General features: G+C 53.1%; 18 protein-coding genes. 17 read left to right on the top strand and 1 reads right to left on the bottom strand.

Annotation, left to right across the window (positions count from 1 at the left end):
- Positions 1 to 74: 74 nt before the first annotated feature.
- From DXB00_RS02845 to DXB00_RS16595, 15 genes are all read left to right on the top strand, one after another.
- A complete protein-coding gene (locus DXB00_RS02845; RefSeq protein ID WP_116704996.1) occupies positions 75 to 1016 on the top strand; it encodes a magnesium transporter CorA family protein in 942 nt (313 codons plus the stop codon).
- A gap of 88 nt (positions 1017 to 1104) precedes the next feature.
- Positions 1105 to 1812: a DUF4830 domain-containing protein gene (locus DXB00_RS16950; protein WP_243107144.1), complete on the top strand. Its 708-nt coding sequence runs from the start codon at positions 1105 to 1107 to the stop codon at positions 1810 to 1812.
- Positions 1773 to 2492, top strand: a complete 720-nt coding sequence (locus tag DXB00_RS02830; RefSeq protein WP_118728976.1) for a pseudouridine synthase — start codon at positions 1773 to 1775, stop codon at positions 2490 to 2492. The genes DXB00_RS16950 and DXB00_RS02830 overlap by 40 nt, the downstream gene beginning before the upstream one ends.
- Positions 2493 to 2716: 224 nt before the next feature.
- Positions 2717 to 3808 carry a PucR family transcriptional regulator gene (locus tag DXB00_RS02825; protein WP_117554966.1) on the top strand — a complete coding sequence of 364 codons (1092 nt, stop codon included), beginning with the start codon at positions 2717 to 2719 and terminating at the stop codon, positions 3806 to 3808.
- Between the two features lie 208 nt (positions 3809 to 4016).
- Positions 4017 to 4697: a cell division ATP-binding protein FtsE gene (gene ftsE, locus DXB00_RS02820; protein ID WP_110436343.1), complete on the top strand. Its 681-nt coding sequence runs from the start codon at positions 4017 to 4019 to the stop codon at positions 4695 to 4697.
- Positions 4694 to 5581, top strand: coding sequence for a permease-like cell division protein FtsX (gene ftsX, locus DXB00_RS02815; RefSeq protein WP_118360337.1), 888 nt, complete (start codon positions 4694 to 4696; stop codon positions 5579 to 5581). The genes ftsE and ftsX overlap by 4 nt, the downstream gene beginning before the upstream one ends.
- 29 nt (positions 5582 to 5610) lie before the next feature.
- The gene (locus DXB00_RS17615) at positions 5611 to 6855 is read left to right on the top strand and encodes a murein hydrolase activator EnvC family protein (RefSeq protein ID WP_119214489.1); all 1245 of its coding nucleotides are present in this window, start codon (positions 5611 to 5613) and stop codon (positions 6853 to 6855) included.
- A 61-nt stretch (positions 6856 to 6916) separates the two neighbouring features.
- Entirely contained in the window at positions 6917 to 8080 is a 1164-nt protein-coding gene (locus tag DXB00_RS02805; RefSeq protein ID WP_118728973.1) for a S41 family peptidase, read from the top strand.
- A gap of 130 nt (positions 8081 to 8210) precedes the next feature.
- Complete coding sequence (gene greA, locus DXB00_RS02800) at positions 8211 to 8684, top strand: transcription elongation factor GreA (protein WP_117489347.1); 474 nt, start codon at positions 8211 to 8213, stop codon at positions 8682 to 8684.
- A gap of 55 nt (positions 8685 to 8739) precedes the next feature.
- Positions 8740 to 10245 (top strand): lysine--tRNA ligase, encoded by a 1506-nt coding sequence (gene lysS / locus DXB00_RS02795; protein WP_199677250.1) that lies wholly within the window; start codon positions 8740 to 8742, stop codon positions 10243 to 10245.
- A 683-nt stretch (positions 10246 to 10928) separates the two neighbouring features.
- Positions 10929 to 11255 (top strand): hypothetical protein, encoded by a 327-nt coding sequence (locus DXB00_RS02785; protein WP_119214488.1) that lies wholly within the window; start codon positions 10929 to 10931, stop codon positions 11253 to 11255.
- 68 nt (positions 11256 to 11323) lie between these two features.
- Positions 11324 to 12151 (top strand): ParA family protein, encoded by an 828-nt coding sequence (locus DXB00_RS02780; protein ID WP_119214487.1) that lies wholly within the window; start codon positions 11324 to 11326, stop codon positions 12149 to 12151.
- Positions 12105 to 13043: a ParB/RepB/Spo0J family partition protein gene (locus DXB00_RS02775; protein WP_119214486.1), complete on the top strand. Its 939-nt coding sequence runs from the start codon at positions 12105 to 12107 to the stop codon at positions 13041 to 13043. The genes DXB00_RS02780 and DXB00_RS02775 overlap by 47 nt, the downstream gene beginning before the upstream one ends.
- Before the next feature lie 2926 nt (positions 13044 to 15969).
- The gene (locus DXB00_RS16940; protein ID WP_243107142.1) at positions 15970 to 16560 is read left to right on the top strand and encodes an S-layer homology domain-containing protein; all 591 of its coding nucleotides are present in this window, start codon (positions 15970 to 15972) and stop codon (positions 16558 to 16560) included.
- Positions 16561 to 16668: 108 nt separating this feature from the next.
- Entirely contained in the window at positions 16669 to 16818 is a 150-nt protein-coding gene (locus tag DXB00_RS16595) for a hypothetical protein (protein ID WP_199677249.1), read from the top strand.
- A gap of 194 nt (positions 16819 to 17012) precedes the next feature.
- Here the strand turns inward: DXB00_RS16595 and DXB00_RS02765 are convergent, their stop codons facing one another.
- Entirely contained in the window at positions 17013 to 17624 is a 612-nt protein-coding gene (locus tag DXB00_RS02765) for a stalk domain-containing protein (protein ID WP_119214485.1), read from the bottom strand.
- A 120-nt stretch (positions 17625 to 17744) separates the two neighbouring features.
- Between DXB00_RS02765 and DXB00_RS02760 the strand changes: the two genes are divergently transcribed.
- On the top strand, positions 17745 to 18464 hold the full coding sequence (locus DXB00_RS02760) for a hypothetical protein (protein ID WP_199697247.1): 720 nt from the start codon (positions 17745 to 17747) through the stop codon (positions 18462 to 18464).
- Positions 18461 to 19012: a hypothetical protein gene (locus DXB00_RS02755; RefSeq protein WP_119214484.1), complete on the top strand. Its 552-nt coding sequence runs from the start codon at positions 18461 to 18463 to the stop codon at positions 19010 to 19012. The genes DXB00_RS02760 and DXB00_RS02755 overlap by 4 nt, the downstream gene beginning before the upstream one ends.
- The last annotated feature ends 13 nt before the right edge of the window (positions 19013 to 19025 follow it).

Raw genomic sequence — 19025 nt, 5'->3', positions numbered from 1 at the left:
CCCTGGAAGTAGACAGATGAATATTACTCGCGGTGGCATTTTCGAGGAGTGCCGCTGCTGAAAGGCGGTATAATATGGTTGAATTTTTCAAAACGGTGGACGGCCGCATCACAGAAGTGAGCGAATTCACCGAGGGCTGCTGGGTCAACATGGTGCATCCTAGCTCGGACGAGCTGGAGCAGATCGCGCAGGCGGCTCAGGTTGAGGAAGAGTTTGTTCGCGCGGCGCTCGACCCAGAGGAAAGCTCGCGTGTCGATACCGAGGACGAGCAGCTTCTCATGATCGTCGATATCCCGATGGTGGAGAAAAGCTCGGTCGAGGACGGCGGACAGATGTTCACCACCATTCCTATGGGTATTGTTGTAGCGCAGAATGCGGTCATCACGGTTTGTCTGGAGGACAGCATCATCTTGCGCTCCATCGCGGAAGGCGCGGTAAAGGGCGTGCATACCTCACTCAAGACGCGCTTTGTGTTCCAGATTCTGCTCCGCATCGCGGGCCGGTTCCTGAAAAACCTGCGTATGATCGAGCGCGACTTTACCCGCATCGAGAAGCGTCTGTACGACTCCCTCAAAAATGAGGAGCTCATCCAGCTGCTCGGCCTGAGTAAATCGCTGGTTTACTTCTCCTCGTCCCTCAAGGGCAACGAGGTTACGATGGAAAAGGTGCTGCGCGGCCGCGTGCTCAAGCTGTATGAGGACGACCGCGACATTCTGGAGGACGCGCTGATCGAGGTCCGTCAGGCCATTGAGATGGCGAATATCTATTCCAACATTATGGCGGGCACGATGGATGCTTATGCTTCTGTCGTTTCCAACAATCTGAATATTATCATGAAGGTTTTGACCATCCTGACCATCATCATGACGATTCCGAATATTGTGTTCGGCTTCTTCGGTATGAATATCGGTGAAGGACGGATACCGGGCGACTGGGTCTGGTGGATGCCGCTGGCTATTACAGTGGTCGGCTGCTTCTTTGCATGGTGGATGCTGAAGAAGAAAAATCTGGACTGATACAAGCTGCGCTTCCGAGAAATACTCGGAGGCGTTCTTTTTGCCTTCTGTACACATAGGATAAAGTAAAAGCAGGAGGGACAATGCCATGATCGTTTTTGCGGCAAAGGTATCGGTGAGGAAAATCGTAGTGGGCGTGCTGGCGGTCGGGCTGGTGCTGGTCGGCGCGGCAGCACTGCTGCCGAAAACGGCAGAGGCGGATACCGCGGTCAGCGCTGAAGGTGCAGCGCTCAGTGCAAAGCTGAAAACGAACGAGGACCGGGTAGCTCTGCTGACCGCCTGCGGATGGTCGGTGGAGAACGAACCGGTCGGCACACAGGAGGTGCAGATACCCGACACCTCGACGAGGTATATGAGCAGTACAACGCTATTCAGCAGGCGCAGGGACTGGATCTTACGCCGTATCAGGCAAACGCGCCACGCTGTATACCTACGCGCTGACCGCCTATCCTACCGGAGAGCAGGGCGTGACCGCCAACCTTTTGGTGCGCAGCAACCGCCTGATCGCAGCGGATATCACATCCGCGCAGACGGATGGATTTGTGCATGGCCTGCTGGATATGCCGCAGACCTGACAGTGGTTGACAATGACTTTCGGAAATTGCATAACTGTGCAATTCAACGAAAAAGTTATCATAGGTTTATGGTATCTATTGGTAACTTTCGGGGGATTGCACTTTTTTTGCATTTAGCTATTGTGCAATTTGCGAAAAAGTGTTATCCTTATAAAAGAAATGTATTGGCGGAGGGGACAAAATGCCACAGATGCGATTGGACAAATTGCTGTCCCACCTGAACTGCGGCAGCCGCAAGGAAGTGCAGGCACTCATTCGTGCGGGACGCGTCTCGGTGGACGGCACCGTGCAGAAGGATCCGGCGTTTAAGGTCGATCCCGACCGGTCGCAGACGGCGGTGGATGGCACCGTGCAGCGCTACCGCGCACAGCGGTACTATATGCTCAACAAGCCGATGGGTGTTATCACGGCAAGCCGCGATGAGCGTCACGATACCGTGCTTGAGCTGTTTCCGGCCGAGCTGCGACGCGGCCTGTTTGCGGTGGGAAGGCTGGACAAGGACACCGAGGGACTGCTGCTCATCACGGACGACGGCGCGCTCAGCCATGCGCTGATGAGTCCGAACCGCCATGTCGAAAAGGAGTACGAGGCGGTCGTGGACGGCGCACTGGCAGCGGATGCAGTCTTGCGTTTTGAACAGGGCATGACCCTGCGGGACGGCACGGAATGCAAGTCGGCGAAGCTGGAAATCCTCGAGACCGAGCCGGAGCTGCGCGTGCATGTGACGCTTAAAGAGGGCAAATACCATCAGGTCAAGCGCATGATCGCGGCAGTCGGCGGTACGGTAACGGCGCTCAAACGCCTGCGGCTGGGTGGTCTCTGGCTGGATAAAATACTCGCGCCCGGCGAATTTCGGGAACTGACACAGGAGGAATTGGAAAAACTTACCTCGCAAACTTGAAAAACTTAAAAAATCTACAAATTTTTTTGAGTTTTTTGTACAAAAATGCGCGGACATGTGATATAATGACTTAAAATGTATAGGGAACTTTTGGCGTTCTTGTGAAGAATGTCATAGGCAGAATCACCATTAGCGGTGAGAACACCATAAAGAGTAAGCGTTTCGGCGAACGGATGCGGAGTAAAGCGCCGGGGCGCGTGAAAAAGACGGGAAAGGTGATGGAAATGGCTTCGAGATTGTTCCAGTCGATTGTTTTGCAGATGAAGGATACGGTGGATCGTACGATCGGCATTGTTGACGCAAGCGGTGCGGTCGTAGCATGTACCGATCTGCCTCGTATCGGTGAAATGCGGGAGGAAGCAATCACTGAGCTGGGCTTCGCCGGCGAGATCGTTCGTTTCGGCGGTTATACTTATCATACAACGGGCGACCGTGCGTCGCGTCTGGAATACGCTGTATTCGTACAGGGCGAGGACGAACTGGCGCGCAGTATCTGTTCGCTGGTTGCGGTTTCGATCAACAATATCAAGACGCTGTATGACGAAAAGCACGACAAGGCTACCTTCGTAAAGAATATCATTCTGGATAATATCCTGCCGGGCGATATTTATATCAAGTCCCGCGAGCTGCACTTCGGCAACGATGTGCCGCGCGTGGTATTCCTCGTGCGCCAGCAGGCGCCGGCTGATGTTGCCGCGATCGACGTGGTAAACGGCATGTTCCCGGACAAGCAGAAGGATTTCGTGCTGCATATCTCCGAGACGGACATCGTTGTTGTCAAGGAGGTCAAGGCAGGCAGTGAGATCAAGGATCTGGTCAAGCTGGCAGGCTCTATCGAGGAGACGCTGCTCAGCGAGCTGTCGGTCAAGTGCCTGATCGGCATCGGCTCGGTATCCTCTCAGATGAAGGATATCGCAAAGTCCTTCAAGGAGGCTACGACCGCAATCGAGGTCGGTGCGGTATTCGACACCGAGAAGAACATCATCAGCTTCGAGAATCTGGGCATTGGCCGTCTGATCTATCAGCTGCCGATCACGCTGTGTGAGATGTTCCTGTCCGAAGTATTCCGCAAGGGCTCGATCGACTCGCTCGATCAGGAGACGCTGTTCACGATTCAGAAGTTCTTCGAGAACAACCTGAACGTGTCCGAGACGTCGCGCAAGCTGTTCGTACACCGCAATACGCTGGTGTACCGCCTTGAGAAGATCAAAAAGCTGACCGGTCTGGATCTGCGTGAGTTCGATCACGCGATCGTATTTAAGGTAGCGCTCATGGTTCGAAAATACCTTGCAAGCCGCGAAGAAGGTACCAGATAATCGCTGTCTGTTCATAAAATCTACACAGAAAAAGCGTAAATTGTGCAATAATGCCACAGTTTGTCGGCTTGCACATAAACATGATATCTGTTATAATAGACAAAGGTGTATATGTTTACACCTTTGTCTTTTTTGTTTGCTAGAAGGCGAAAATGCCCAATCCGGGGCATTCGCACGCCTTCTGCGTTGGCACCGAGGAGGATTGCCTGTGATACGAATGAGTGAAGCCACCGTGGTTTACGAAAACGGGACCCGGGCGGTGAACAAGGCGAGTCTGCGTGTAGACGAGGGAGAATTTGTCTTTCTGGTCGGCGCGTCCGGCTCGGGTAAAACCACGATCATCAAGCTGCTGACCGGTGAGGTTCGGCCGAGCGAAGGCCGCGTTATCGTCAACAACTACGATATCGGCAGAATGAAAAAGCGGCAGATTCCGTATCTGCGCCGTACATTGGGCGTTGTCTATCAGGATTTCCGCCTGATCAACACCAAAACCGTTTACGAGAACGTCGCATTTGCCATGCGCGCCATCGGTGCCAAGGGCAAGGCCATCAAGCAGCGCGTGCCGTATGTGCTCGATCTGGTCGGCCTGGCCGACAAGGCGCACGAGAAGCCGATGAATCTTTCCGGCGGTGAGCAGCAGCGTGTCGCAATCGCGCGTGCGCTGGTCAACAACCCGCGCCTTATCATCGCGGACGAGCCGACCGGCAACCTTGATCCTGCGCGTTCGCTGGAGCTGATGACCCTGTTTGAAAAGATCAACGAGCTTGGCACGACCGTGCTGATCGTAACGCACGAAAAGGGTCTGGTAGACGAATTTGAAAAGCGCGTTGTTGTGATCGACAACGGTGAAGTCATCAGTGATCAGACAGGTGGGTATTATCAGATATGAGATCAATCGCTTACTATTGGAAGGAAGGCCTGCGCAACATTTTTAAGCACGGCTTCATGTCCGTGGCGGCCGTGGTGATCATGGTCGTAAGCCTGCTGCTGACGGGCACGGTTACGCTGGTGGCCTACAACATTACGAATAACATTACGAGACTGCAGCAGTCCAACCAGATTGTAGTCTGGATTGACGATTCGCTCACCACGCGTGAGGCGAAAACGCTGCAGACGCAGTTCGAGAAGATCGACAACATTGCGTCGATCGCCTTCGAGGACCGCGATGTCGCGCTGGAGCAGTACCGCAAGGAGCTGGGCGACGACGCAGACATCCTCGAGGATTACAACGCGGACAACAATCCGCTGCGCAACAGCTATGTGTTTACCCTGAATGATTCTACGCAGGCGGACGCAACGATCAAAGAAATCGAAGCGGTTGACGGGGTTGCAAGCGTACGCGCGGATGAGGATGTTATCCGCAAGCTGATTCAGATTCAGCGCGTGTTCAACATGATCGCGGCGGCGATGATCGTCGGTCTGGCCGTTATCTCGATCTTCATTATCTCCAACACGGTAAAGCTGGCTATGTTTGCCCGCCGTGAGGAGATCTCCATCCAGAAGATGGTCGGCGCGACCAACTGGTTTATCCGCTGGCCGTTTGTCATCGAAGGCATGGTGCTCGGTCTGGTTGCCGGCGGACTGGCATTCCTCGCGGAATGGGGTCTGTACACCGAGCTGTATAACGTGGCAGGTACGGTTTCTCTGTCCTCGTTCCATCTGCTCTCGTTCGATGTGCTGCGCTGGTGGGTGCTGGGCGTGTACGCAGGTGCAGCCGCACTGTTCGGAATCGGCGGCTCGGTAACGAGTATCCGCAAGTTTATGGATGTATAACGACTGCATAAAGGAGCGAATGTTTCAATATGATGAAAAAGAAAACCGTGCGCCTGATTTCCTGCATTATTGCGGGCATCCTGGTCGCAGCGATGGTGTTCTCGATGATTGCCTCCGGTCTGGTTTATGCCGGTGCGGTGAGCAGTAAGGAACTGAAAAGCAAGCTGTCCGATCTGGAGGATCAGAAGACATCGGTCAAGGCGGAGCTGGATAGTCTGGCAGGCAAGGTGGATGAGGTTGCAAAGACCCGTGCCGCCCTGCAAAAAGAGATCAAGCTCACCAAGGAAGAAATTACGACGGTAACCGCGTATATCGACCGCCTGCAGGACCAGATCGACGTCAAGACGACCGAGCTGGATGCTGCGATCAAGGCGCTGGACAGCAAGAAGGAGCGTTTTTCTGAGACTGTCCGCACGACGTATGAGCAGGGCGAGACCAGCTATCTGGAGGTTCTGCTGAACGCGTCCAACTTCTCTGATCTGCTCAGCCGTCTGGAGATCGTTTCCGCGATTATGGACGATAATAAGAAGATCGTAGCGGAGTACACCGCTGCCAAGGAGAATATTCAGCAGAAGCGCGATGACCTGCAGGCCACCCAGGACGAGCAGGTACAGTATCAGGAAAACCTGAAGTACAAGGCTGAGGAGCTGAAATCCAGCGAGGAGCAGCAGAAGGCACTGCAGCAGAGCCTGCAGGCGTACCAGAAGGAGCAGAAGGCCGAGTACGAGCGCATCACCAGCGAGATGGACACCGTAAGTGACCAGATCGCAGAGCAGTCCCGCAAGGAAGCTGCTGCGGCAGCAGCAGCGGCTGCTAAGAAGAAGGGCGGCAGTTCGTCCTCGAGCACGACCACCACGACCAGCAGCGGCGCGACCCGTTACAGCGGCACGTTCACCTGGCCGCTTCCGGGTTACACCAATAATTCGAGTGCCTATGGCTGGCGTGTACATCCAATCTTCGGTACCCGCAAGTTCCACAAGGGCGAGGATATTCCGGCACCGACCGGCACACCGATCGTAGCAGCCGCATCCGGCACGGTTACTACCGCAGGCTGGGTTTCCGGCTACGGCAACTATACGGTCATCAATCACGGCGGCGGCGTCATGACGGCTTACGGCCATCAGTCTGCCATCCATGTTTCGGTTGGCCAGACGGTTTCCGCCGGTCAGACCATCGGTCTGGTAGGCTCTACCGGCAACTCGACCGGTCCGCATCTGCACTTTGAGGTGTATGTAAACGGTTCGACGCAGAACCCGATGAGTTACTTCAACTAACGCAATTACATAAAAGGGGAGAGTGTAACGCTCTCCCTTTTCTCGTGGAGGAGGACAAACCATGAAAAAACTGCGGGAGAGACAGGTCTCTCTGCGGATAGCGCTGACCATGTGTGCCGCGGCAGGCGCGATAACGGCAGTCATCTGCCTGATTTCCACCGGCTGGAACACCAACGAGGTCGGGAAAAAGCTGCGTGAGATCGACCGGCTGGTATCGGACAAGTACGTTGGTGAACTGGACGCGGACAATGTTGCGGATTATGCTGCGGCAGGCTACATTACCGGTCTGGGAGACAAGTGGTCGTCATATATTCCGGCGGAAAACTACGAAGCCTACCGCATGAGCGGTGAGGGCAAGGGCTGCGGCATCGGCGTTTCGGTGACGAGCACCGAGACGAGTATTCGCGTTACGCTCGTGTACGATGATTCGCCTGCGGCGAAGGCCGGCATCGAAAAGGGCGATTACATTCTCGGTACGGGAGATCTGACGACCGAAAAGGACGGTTCGAGTGCGGTTATCAGCGCGATTTCCGGCAAAGAGGGAACCGATGTGACCGTCACGGTCAAGAAGGCAGACGGCTCCGCCAAGGAGCTGACCATGCAGCGTGCCGTTGTCACGCAGAAGATGGCATGGGGAAAAATGCTGAATGATAAAATCGGCTACATCCGCATCGAGAATTTCCATGACGGCTGCGCCGATCAGTTCAAGACGGCGCTGCAGTCGCTGACCGACAGCGGCGCACAGTCGCTTGTCATTGACGTGCGCCACAACGGCGGCGGTCGTGTCAAGGAGATGAGCGCGGCACTCGATCCGCTGCTCGGCGAGGGCACCATTATGACGCTGCGCATGAAAAACGGCTCGGAGACCGTTTACACCTCGGATGCAGACCGTATTGACCTGCCAATCGCGGTGCTCATTGACGACCAGAGCATTTCGGCAGCAGAATTTTTCGCGGCGGCGCTGCAGGAGTACGACCGCGCAACGCTCGTCGGCACGCACACCACCGGCAAGGGACGCGCTCAGCGCACCTACCAGCTGAGCGACGGCTCGGCGGTCAATCTGTCTGTCGAGGAATACTTTACGCCCAAGGGCAAAAGCCTTGCAGATGTCGGCATTGTGCCGGACATTGAGGTGAAGCTGACCGATGAGCAGACACAGAACTTTTTCTTCCTGACGCCGGAAACCGATCCGCAGCTTCAAAAAGCGATGGAAACTGTGGGATAATCGAGCACTCCGGCAGAAAATCGGACAGAAAATGGTCGAATCGCTTGACATGGCATTGGTGCTTAATTTATAATATAGTGTACTGTACGGCTCGAAAGCCGATGACACTGAGTAAGAAGGGTTTGCAAACATGGCAAAAGAAATTAAACTGACACAGGAAAGTCTGGACGCATATAAGGACGAACTGGAATATCTGAAAACTACCCGTGCGGATGAGGTTGCAGAGCAGCTGAAGGAAGCACGCTCTTTCGGCGACCTGTCCGAGAACGCCGAGTATGATGAAGCCAAGAACGAGCAGGGCAAGCTGTATTCCCGCATTGCCGAGCTTGAGGAGATCATCAAGCACGCAGTCGTTGTAACCGGCGACAGCTACGCTGCAGACGAGGTTTCTCCCGGCTGCCGCTTTATTGTTAAGGATCTTGAGGAGGACGAGGAAGAGGAGTACCACTTCGTCGGCTCTCAGGAGGCCGATCCGATGGACGGTAAGATCTCCGATGAGTCTCCGTTCGGTAAGGCTATGCTGGGTAAGAAGGTCGGCGATGTTGTTGAGGTCGAGGCACCGATCGGCATCGTAAAGTACGAGATCATCAAGATCGAGAAGTAATTCGATTCGTCCTAACGGACGTTAAATGTAAATCTATATGAAAGATGGGGAAGATATGGCAGAACAGCATCAGGCGCAGGATCAGCACGAGCAGACCGCGGAGGAACTGCACGAGCTGAAGCGCATTCGCCGCGAAAAGCTGGCAGAGCTGCAGGCTGCGGGCAAGGACCCGTTCCAGCAGGTGCGCTTTGAGCGCGATCATTATACCACCGATATTCACGAGCATTTTGACGAGCTGGAAGGCAAGACCGTCCGTCTGGCAGGCCGCATGATGTCCAAGCGCATCATGGGCAAGGCTTCCTTCTCGGATATGCGCGACCGCTACGGCCGTCTGCAGCTTTACATCAAGCGCGACAACGTAGGCGAGGACGTATACAAGGGCTACAAGAAGTTCGATATCGGCGATATCATCGGTATCGAGGGCGAGGTATTCCGTACCCAGAAGGGTGAGATTTCGGTTTCCGTAACCGAACTGACGCTGCTCTCCAAAAACCTTGCACCGCTGCCGGAGAAGTGGCACGGTCTGAAGGATACCGATATGCGTTACCGTCAGCGCTATGTTGACCTGATCGTCAACCCGGAGGTACGCGATACCTTTGAGAAGCGCTCCGCTATCGTGCGCGAGATCCGCAACTTTATGGATTCCCGCGGCTTTATGGAGGTTGAGACCCCGTGTCTGAACACCATTCCGGGCGGTGCTGCGGCTCGTCCGTTCATCACCCATCACAACGCGCTGGATATTGATATGTATCTGCGTATTGCGACCGAGCTGCACCTCAAGCGCCTGATCGTAGGCGGTCTGGAGCGCGTATACGAGATCGGCCGTATTTTCCGCAACGAGGGCATGGACACCAAGCACAATCCGGAGTTCACCACCATCGAGCTGTATCAGGCTTACACCGATTACCACGGCATGATGGATATTACCGAGGACATGGTAATCCATGTCTGCGAAAAGGTTCTGGGCGGCACCAAGGTGATGTACCAGGGCACCGAGATCGACTTCACCAAGGGCTGGAAGCGCATGACCATGGCCGAGGCGGTCAAGGAGTACGCCGGCATCGACTTTATGGCGCTCTCTCCGGAGGAGGCGCTCGAGGCTGTCAAGGCCAAGGGCCTCGAAATCGAAAAGGGCAAGGAGAGCTGGGGCGACCTGATGAGCCTGTGCTATGACGAGTACGTTGAGGAGAACCTCATGCAGCCGACCTTCATCACTGATTACCCGGTTGAGATTTCTCCGCTGGCAAAGCGCAAGCCGTCCGACCCGCGTCTGACCGAGCGCTTTGAGTGCTTTGTTTACGGCCGCGAGCTGTGCAACGCATTCTCCGAGCTGAACGACCCGATCGACCAGAAGGAGCGCTTCGAGCGTCAGGTTGCTCTGCGCGCCGCAGGCGACGAGGAAGCCGGCATGATGGACGAGGATTTCATCAACGCGCTGGAATACGGTATGCCTCCCACGGGCGGCATGGGCATGGGCATCGACCGTCTGGTTATGTTCCTGACCGACGCGGCATCCATTCGCGACGTTCTGTTGTTCCCCACAATGAAGCCGCTGGACTGATTGAGGGCGTATAAGTTAGAATAACCGCGTATAAGCGAGATTTAGCAGATAGCTTACACCATAACTTACACCAAGTTACCACAGGTTTACCACAAATGAAGCGGTTTGAATGTGCAAATTCCTGTGAATTCATGTAAGTTTTAGCTATTTGATACGGCTTCTATCGCAATGTGCGAATTAAATTAGGGCAATAGACCCGTCGAGAAATCGACGGGTCTATTTTTTTACCCATTTGAGGTTGTGCAGCGGCAGTACTGAGTTGATATTTACTTGTGCAATTCTAACAAAAATAAAAATATTTTTTGGGAGGGGTTAATTTGGGGGCTATTCGTGCTGCGGTAGAGAAGTGAGAGGTCAAACAAAGCCTCCCGTAAAACTGAATAACAGTCATCAGGTACGTTACCTGCACCGAGGGAAACCTCAAGCTGTTATCGACGGTGCGCCATGATTCCGGAAACGGAGGAGCGATCAAACTGATTCGATAGAAAGCCGGACTGCTACCGGCGGAGGCAATGAAAGGTGCAAGGGATAATGATACTTCCGTAATTCGCGGCCCGGTCATAATGAAGGCGGGGAGGTGAGATGCCTATGGAGCTGGTTCGCAGCCAGCCGCCTGATGATGCCCGGCACACGGGGCAGAGAGAAAAACAGTGTGCGTACATAACGAGAAGGAGGACGATGTTATGAATGAAGAATTAGAACTTGAAAAGCTGAACGATCTGGCAATCCATTATCCGGTGTACCTGATTGATGCAGCGGCAGAACACTTTAACGGCGATGAATGTAAGCTGGAGGCTATCGCGGTTGTGCTCAGCGGTCTTGATGCGCTGTGTATGCCGAGTAGCGCACTGCTGTTTGTTCAGGTGCTTTCCAGAATGATGAATCTGGAAGTTGAACTTCCGTCTGAACTGATGGACGATCCATACCTCTGCGCATGGTTCATGCGGAGATTCACCTGCTGGCTGGCGGAGTATTTGGAGGACTACTTCGAACTGTCGGAGGACGAGTGAGCGCTCAGGCGCTCACATACATAGCTGCCTGATTCAGACAGCTTAAAATGAGAAAGGAGGAAACCAATATGGAACAATGCAGAGTAATCGCAATTACCAATCAGAAAGGCGGCGTTGGAAAGACCACCACAACGGTAAATCTGGGTGTCGGCTTGGCGAAACAGGGAAAGCGAGTGCTGCTGATTGACGCAGACCCACAAGGCAGTTTAACAATCAGCCTTGGAGAGCGTAATCCGGATCAGCTGAGTGAAACACTCTCTGATGTAATGGAATGCGTCATCAACGATAAGTCGCTACCGGAGAACTTCGGATTGCTGAGAAGTACAGAGGGCGTTGACCTGATGCCTGCGAATATCGAGCTGTCCGGTACAGAAGTCGGCTTGTTCAATGTGATGAGCCGAGAGTATGTGCTGAAAAGCTACATTGATTCGGTCAGCAAAAACTATGACTATATCCTGATTGACTGTATGCCGTCCCTTGGCATGATGACCATCAATGCGTTGGCAGCGGCAGACAGAGTGATTATCCCGTCGCAGCCGAGTTTTCTGTCAACGAAAGGTCTGAATCAGCTGATGCACTCGGTTGCCAAGGTCAAACGCCAGATCAATCCACGTCTGAACATCGACGGCATCCTATTGACGATGGTGGATAATCGAACTAACAACGCAAAAGCCATTTCTACGGCGCTGAGAGCTGCTGTAAGCGATCGAGTCAGCGTCTTTGATACGCAGATACCCTTTTCCGTCCGTGCTGCTGAAAGCGCCCAGGAAGGGCAAAGCATCTTTGCCTATGATAAGGGCGGAAAGGTTGCGGCTGCGTATGAGGCGGTGACGAAGGAGGTGTTGGAGCATGAGTCGAAAGAAAGACATCGATCTCGATCTGACGGGGTTCGCTGAACTGTTTATGAATGATGAGGGACGAGCAGAAAGTCGCTTGCCTCGCATCTATGATATCCCCTTATCTGAGATCGACGATTTCCCGAACCACCCATTCAAAGTTAAAATGGACGAGGACATGAACCAGCTTGTGCAGAGCGTGAAAGAGCGCGGCGTTATTACACCGATTACGCTCCGCCAGAAAGAAGATGGCCGGTATGAAATCGTATCAGGGCATCGACGACGAAAGGCTTGTGAACTGGCCGGTCTAGAGCGCGTTCCCGCAGAAATCAAGGAATTGTCCAGAGATGAAGCGATCATTCTGATGGTGGAATCCAATTTGCAGCGCTCAATCATTCTTCCGAGTGAAAAGGCGTTCAGCTACAAGATGCGTCTGGAGGCGATGAAGCGACAGGGACAGAGAACGGATTTAACTTCTGTGCCAGTGGCACAGAAGTCTACTTCGAGAGAAACACTGGCAAAGCAAGTTGGTGAAAGTCAAGATCAAGTTCGCCGCTATATCCGTCTGACAGAACTAATCCCCGAACTTCTGGACATGGTTGATGAGAACAAGATTGCGTTTCGTCCTGCGGTGGAGCTTTCCTATCTGACGGAAACGGAACAGCATAATCTTCTGAACAGCATCAGCTACAATGATGCCACGCCATCACTCCCGCAGGCCATTCGGCTCAAAGAGTTCTCCAAAGCTGGAAAGCTGAGTGCGGAGGTCATCGAAGCGATTCTTGGTGAGGAAAAGCCAAACCAGAAAGAGAAAATCAGCTTTAAGGCAGAACGGCTGCGTCCGTATATTCCCTCGACAGTGCCGCTGGAGAAAACCGAGGATTATATCATCAAGGCGCTGGAGTATTATCAGCGTGTACAGGAGCGCAAGAAAAGAGAACAAGCAAGATAACCGCAATCATGGGGGAAGTGCGCCCATTTGCGGGATAACTTGTTTTTCTTCTTTCCCCCTCTCGCACTCTCCCCTTTAGTAAACCACCTGTATTACTACCTGAGAAGTAAGTATAGGGGCAGCGAAACCGCAAAGGAGGTGGTTGCCATGTAGCAGCTGGACAAAAGAAAAGAGCGGCAGACTTTCCTCCACAGCAAAGGCTGTGGATTTTTTGTTGCCGCAAATCAATTCATACGGAGGTATCTCAAATGAAAGCAAGAACGAAAAAGCTCGGCACGAGAGCCGTTGCCATGCTGCTTTCGGCAGTGACGGCATTTTCGCTGTTTCCTGTTTCGGCTGGTGCGGCACAGGTAAACAGCTATCACGATCCTGCGGAAAACTGGATGCAGGCTTCCGGTCGAACGAATGAGCTGGATGTCAATGCGGTTGTAACGCACGAAACCTTCAACTGCGGTGTTTGTGGAAAGCCGACTTCTTTCCGCGCATTCCGCACTCCTGAGTACAGCAAGGATGGCCGGACGGCAATGAACCGCAATGTAAAGTATTCGGATGGAACGCTGCTCGGCGGTGCCGGGACCGGCACAATTCTGGATGGCATTCCCGGTCAGAACGCGACCTATACGGGGTATCACTGGACAAAGGCGGTCTGCGATACCTGCGGCACGGTTAACAGCAATATGAGTATTAACGACTATGGTTTCGGTAAGAATGTTTACTGGCTGTATGACTGCGCGGAACGATTTATGCAGGAACTGCCCGAACAGAAAACTTATGCGTATGCAGACAGCACCTATCACAAGGTCACGACCACCGGCGGCGAGTATTGTGCGTTCTGTTACGGCACAAATCACACCAAGAGCAGTGTCCTGGAGCGGCATAACATGGAGAAAGAAATCCTTCCTCAGCCTGCACATGGCCGGTTTGCCATTGTGGAGAAGTGTACGGACTGCGACTACGCAAAATACGAGTATGTGGGCGCGAAGTCCGTTGTTGCCAGCTACTACGGTGTTGTGGACGGAGCACCGCACACCATCAGCGTGACAGACCTTTCTGATGCTGGTGTGCGTTCGGAAATCCGCTATGGCGACAGCGCAGACAGCTGCACGATGACCAGCGCGCCGAACTATACCGACAAGGGACAGTACGATGTGTATTACCAGATTACCTACACCTATCAGGGCGTAGAGATGACCGAGAACGGTGTAGCAAACGTTTGGCTGCATGATGAAACCACTAAGGACGACGGTAAGTGCAGCTGCGGCTGCTCTGACCCGAACTGCGGCTGCGAGGATAAAAACTGCGGCGGCAACTGCTGCACCGATAAAGGTTGCGGAGAAAAGCATCATTTCACGCTGCTGGATTCCGTAAAGGCCGGCTGCAAGACGCTGGGTTATGATCGCTATTTATGCACAGCCTGTGGAAAGATCGAAAAGCGCGATTATGTAGATTCTCTGGGGCATGCATGGCAGAGTGTAAAGATTCGCGAAGCCACCTGCGAAACGGAAGGCAAGCTGCTGGAAATCTGCTCTCGCTGTGGTGAAATGAAAGAAACGGCAACGTCCAAGGGTGAGCACAAGTTTGAAACCCATTCGGTTGCGGCTACCTGCACCAATCCCGGCTATACCGTTCGTGAGTGCTCGATTTGCGGAGAGCGGCACATCGAAGATATTACTGCGACTCTGGCACACAAGTACGAAGACCATGTGATTCCCGCCACCTGTGAATATGGCGGCAAGACCATTCATCGCTGCGATGGCTGCGGCAGTGCATTCGTAACAGATTATACGGAACCGCTCGGCCATAGCTGGGACAAGGGTACTCTGGTGACGAATGCGACCTGTACCGGTGAGGGCGTGATGGAATATCACTGCGTTCGCTGCGATGAGCACAAAATCGAGGGAAATGCTGCTGCCGGTCATGTTCCCGGTTCTGCGGCTACCTGTACGGAGCCTCAGCTTTGTACAAAATGCGGTGCGGTTCTGAATAAGGCACTGGGCCATGACTATAAGACCGAAATCACTAAGCCGACTTGCACGGAGATGGGTTACACCATGAAGACCTGTACTCGCTGCGGCGATTCCAGCAAGACCGAATATACCAAGGCAACCGGTCACAAGCCGGGTGACTGGATCATCGACAAGCAGCCTACTGCGGACTCCGAAGGCAGCAAGCACAAGGAGTGTACTGAGTGCGGCGAAAAGCTGGATACGCAGCCAATCGAGAAAATCTACAACAGCGGTACGACTGACAGCAAGGGCCAGGCTGTTGTGGGCGGTTATCTGGTGACGGTAACGGATACGGAGGATAAAACGCCTGTTTCCAATGCGTCCGTGGTGCTGAACAAGGACAACAGCATTTCCATCCGTCTGCCGAACAGCAGACTGCTAGACTATGATGACCAGACCACTGTTCTGGTACAGCTGGTAAAGGATAAGAGCGCCGTTCAGGGTATGCGTATCGCTGTGACCGACAAAAATGATAACTATGCAGCAGATCAGACCGGCAAGGCCGGTCAGATTACGGTTCCCATTGAAAACGGAAAGACCAACGAGGATGGCAAGGTTACGGAGGGTTATGAGGATGCAGATCGTGACCGATGGACGCTGACGATCAAGGTGGTTCACACTGACACCGGACGTCCGATTCAGGGTTCTGAGGTATCCATTGGCAAGACAGGCAACATTACGGTTGAACTGCCCAAGGGCGTTGATATGGACGGCAAGCATCAGGTGACGGTGATTGTAACCGACCCGAAGAAGGTGCCGCAGAAGAATATCAATGTGATCGTGAAGAACGATCTGGCGATAAGGCCACCGGCAAGACTGATAAGAACGGTGAGGTTACGGTTCCCGAAGTCGAGAAAACGGAACATCACAGCGCTTATGTCGTTGGCTATACGGACGGTACGTTCGGACCGGAACGCAACATGACCCGAAGCGAAGCAGCGGCGATTTTTGCACGACTGCTGGCAGATAAGAATGGGGACAACATTTCCCCTGTGGCAAAGACCAAGTTCAGTGATGTGCCTGCGTATGCATGGTACAGCGGCTATGTGAAATACCTGAACAACAACGGTGTGACCTATGGCCACAGCAAGACTATTTTTGCGCCGGACGAGCAGATTACCCGTGCCGAGTTTACAACTATGGCGGTCCGCTTCTTTGATGTGTACGGCGATGGTGATGCTGAAATCATGGAGCAGTTCAAGAGCTTTGATGATGTGAGCGACGGCTACTGGGCGGCAGAGTATATCAAGGCCGCTGCAAAGCATGGCTGGATCACCGGCTATGGGGACGGTTCGTTCCGCGCTGACCGTCAGATTACCCGCGCAGAGGTTGTAACGATTGTGAACCGTCTGCTTGGCCGCGAAGCGGATCTGGATTATGTCAGCGATAATCTGCGGAAGCTGAATACCTTCCCGGATGTTAGCCGCCGTTACTGGGCATACAGCGATATTCTGGAAGCAGCAAACACACACAATGCCATTCTGGGCACTGAGGAAAGCTGGTACAAGTAAGGCTTTCCAGTGGTCTGTCAATCGACAGGCCACATACATACCGTTTGCATATTTGCAAACACTTCTTACGGCATATATGATGAAGTCAAGAGAAAGGAGTGCTTGCAAATGTTCAAACGAGAGAATACAGTTCAACTGGAGATCACATATAAGGAATTGCAGATGCTCCGGAGATATCTGCTCATCTGGAGAAATAAGCTGCTGGCGCAGGGACATATTACCGATCCGGTTGATGAACTGCTGGTCAAACTGGGCTGAAAAGTGAATAGACTTACATACATCGGCTGCTGCTTGTGCAATGGCCGATGTTCTTTTATCCAGAAGGAGGGTTGAAAATGAGAAAGCGTGTAATCTGCGGCACAGCAGCAGCGATTATTGGCGCGCTGCTGTGGCACTGGTGGAGAGAGTAGAACAACACCCTGTCCATAGCGGACAGGGTGTTGCCATGAGAGTTATTTGATCCAGACAGCGGCAGGGTCGAAGTTGCTGAATGTGCAGCCGGACTGTGCAAAGGCAGTGCCGAGATTATAAGAACCGAAGCTGAAGTACATGGTAATTTCAGAACCATTGGTCAAAGACTGCGCATCCAGAGCCATCTGTTCTGCCTGTGCTTTCAGATCGGCACCATTCATCGACTTCCACCAGCTTTTGAAATCGTTCATGGAAAGTGATCCGGAATAAACGGCGGTAAAGATATGCTCGTTACCGTATCGTGTGACCGGCTTTTCCGTGACCGTCCACTGAGCGGGAAAACTGCCATTGTGATTGGCAGCCTGGGCAGCACTGCTGACGGTGGCCATATTCCGTGCGGCATCATAACCGACGGTCAACTCGTAAGCTTCCGCCAGCGCACGAACTGGTGCATAGGTCGTGCCGTTGTAAGTGAAAACAAGAGCATCACGGCCTTGGGCATCTTTAGGCTGAAAGATCTTGCCGTTGACCATGACCTGTGCCGGCTGGACATTAAGTGTGATAAGACCGCTGGATGCAAAAGCGGAAACAGTTGCGGAACTGATCAGCAGCGCCGCCAATGCACCGGAGAGAAAGTATGTAATGCGTTTCATGGGAATACCTCCAATTCATATTGATAATCACAGTATAGAGTCAGAACTGCACAAGCACAAAGGTGCGGGTACATACACTGCAAACAGCGTATGAAATCACATAAATGAGGAGGACAGACGATGAATGTTGAAGTAAGACCTGCGACCAAAGCGGAGCAGATGTACTGCTACACGCAGTCTGACCAGATTATGGGGCAGACCGGCTACATCGGTCATTTGCGGGCAGATATGGGTGACAGCGGCGAGCAGTTCTTTCACAACTGGACCAGCCATTGCGAGAGGCTGTTGACACCGGAGTTTGATGCCGAGTTTAATCAGGTGATCCGGCAGTTGAGGGAAGAAGATGGTTTTCTGAAAAGCAGAGCGGCGGTTTCAGCGTACTGTTACCGTCAGATCGACAGTGCGATTGACCTTTCCAGTCAGGATTTTGCGTTTCGCGCGGATACGAAAGATTATTCCTATCTCCTGCGCCTGAATCCCCAGAAGGGAATGTACACGGTTTACTGCTATTGCTACCAGAGAGAATTCCTTGACCATCATCTGAAACAGGCGGAAAAGGGTATTCGATTTATCACATCGAATTATACGGAGTTGTTTCGGATACCGGACGGCGGGAAAATTCGTATCTTGCGGGAGGACGGGACCCATATAGACAAGGTTTGCAGGTACATCGACGATTACCATGTGGAAGTCGGTTCCGGCTGGGACTCGCTATTTCATATCTGCCAGTTTGCCGAACAGATGGAACGCTGCCATAATACTGTGCTGCCGCTGGACACGATGGAGAACTCCACACGAAATACACGCAGCCGCCCAAAGGATCGGGGTGATGCACGATGACAGAGCCGAAGTATCTGATTTGGAGTAACTACTCGTTAGATTACGAGGATTGGCGTGAGGATCTGGAGGCAGAGTATCCGGAACTTTCCGAACAGGAACGAGAGGAAAAGATGTATGAACGGAATGGCGAATATCTGGACGATGAACGCATGAACCTCGATATTCAGCTGGACAAGCCGATTCTGGTGATTGTCGATCTTGGCCTTTGGAATGGACGTTACAGCGGCTATAAGGAAATCAAGAGCGGCAACATCAAGGACTGCCTGTCCTCGGAGTGCGACTATGTGACCTGGTATGTTGACAAGCTGGGTGATATGCGCTGTGATGCGGTCCACCATGACGGTACCAACCATTATCTCTATCGCACCTATAAGAATGGCGTCAGCGATGCGCAGATCGAGAATCTGAAAGAGAAAATTTATCGCGGCACCGCAACAAGAGCGGATATTACGCGCGTAACCCGACGGCTGGGCGATGAGATCGGCAAGGTCTACGGATGGGACTTCCCGAAACAGAGCCTGTCAAGTGTGCAAAGGGATGCGCGATGAGGAAGGAGGAGCG

The sequence above is a fragment of the Butyricicoccus sp. OF10-2 genome, from assembly GCF_003481925.1.
GTDB classification, from domain to species: domain Bacteria; phylum Bacillota; class Clostridia; order Oscillospirales; family Butyricicoccaceae; genus Agathobaculum; species Agathobaculum butyriciproducens.
Note: the sequence above shows the minus strand (reverse complement) of the source record. Positions and strands in the feature narration are given on the sequence as shown.

Coding starts and splice junctions, on each gene's coding strand:
- DXB00_RS02845 (WP_116704996.1), top strand. CDS start 75: ATGGTTGAATTTTTCAAAACGGTGGACGGCCGCATCACAGAAGTGAGC.
- DXB00_RS16950 (WP_243107144.1), top strand. CDS start 1,105: ATGATCGTTTTTGCGGCAAAGGTATCGGTGAGGAAAATCGTAGTGGGC.
- DXB00_RS02830 (WP_118728976.1), top strand. CDS start 1,773: ATGCCACAGATGCGATTGGACAAATTGCTGTCCCACCTGAACTGCGGC.
- DXB00_RS02825 (WP_117554966.1), top strand. CDS start 2,717: ATGGCTTCGAGATTGTTCCAGTCGATTGTTTTGCAGATGAAGGATACG.
- ftsX (WP_118360337.1), top strand. CDS start 4,694: ATGAGATCAATCGCTTACTATTGGAAGGAAGGCCTGCGCAACATTTTT.
- DXB00_RS17615 (WP_119214489.1), top strand. CDS start 5,611: ATGATGAAAAAGAAAACCGTGCGCCTGATTTCCTGCATTATTGCGGGC.
- DXB00_RS02805 (WP_118728973.1), top strand. CDS start 6,917: ATGAAAAAACTGCGGGAGAGACAGGTCTCTCTGCGGATAGCGCTGACC.
- greA (WP_117489347.1), top strand. CDS start 8,211: ATGGCAAAAGAAATTAAACTGACACAGGAAAGTCTGGACGCATATAAG.
- lysS (WP_199677250.1), top strand. CDS start 8,740: ATGGCAGAACAGCATCAGGCGCAGGATCAGCACGAGCAGACCGCGGAG.
- DXB00_RS02785 (WP_119214488.1), top strand. CDS start 10,929: ATGAATGAAGAATTAGAACTTGAAAAGCTGAACGATCTGGCAATCCAT.
- DXB00_RS02780 (WP_119214487.1), top strand. CDS start 11,324: ATGGAACAATGCAGAGTAATCGCAATTACCAATCAGAAAGGCGGCGTT.
- DXB00_RS02775 (WP_119214486.1), top strand. CDS start 12,105: ATGAGTCGAAAGAAAGACATCGATCTCGATCTGACGGGGTTCGCTGAA.
- DXB00_RS16940 (WP_243107142.1), top strand. CDS start 15,970: ATGACCCGAAGCGAAGCAGCGGCGATTTTTGCACGACTGCTGGCAGAT.
- DXB00_RS16595 (WP_199677249.1), top strand. CDS start 16,669: ATGTTCAAACGAGAGAATACAGTTCAACTGGAGATCACATATAAGGAA.
- DXB00_RS02765 (WP_119214485.1), bottom strand. CDS start 17,624: ATGAAACGCATTACATACTTTCTCTCCGGTGCATTGGCGGCGCTGCTG.
- DXB00_RS02760 (WP_199697247.1), top strand. CDS start 17,745: ATGAATGTTGAAGTAAGACCTGCGACCAAAGCGGAGCAGATGTACTGC.
- DXB00_RS02755 (WP_119214484.1), top strand. CDS start 18,461: ATGACAGAGCCGAAGTATCTGATTTGGAGTAACTACTCGTTAGATTAC.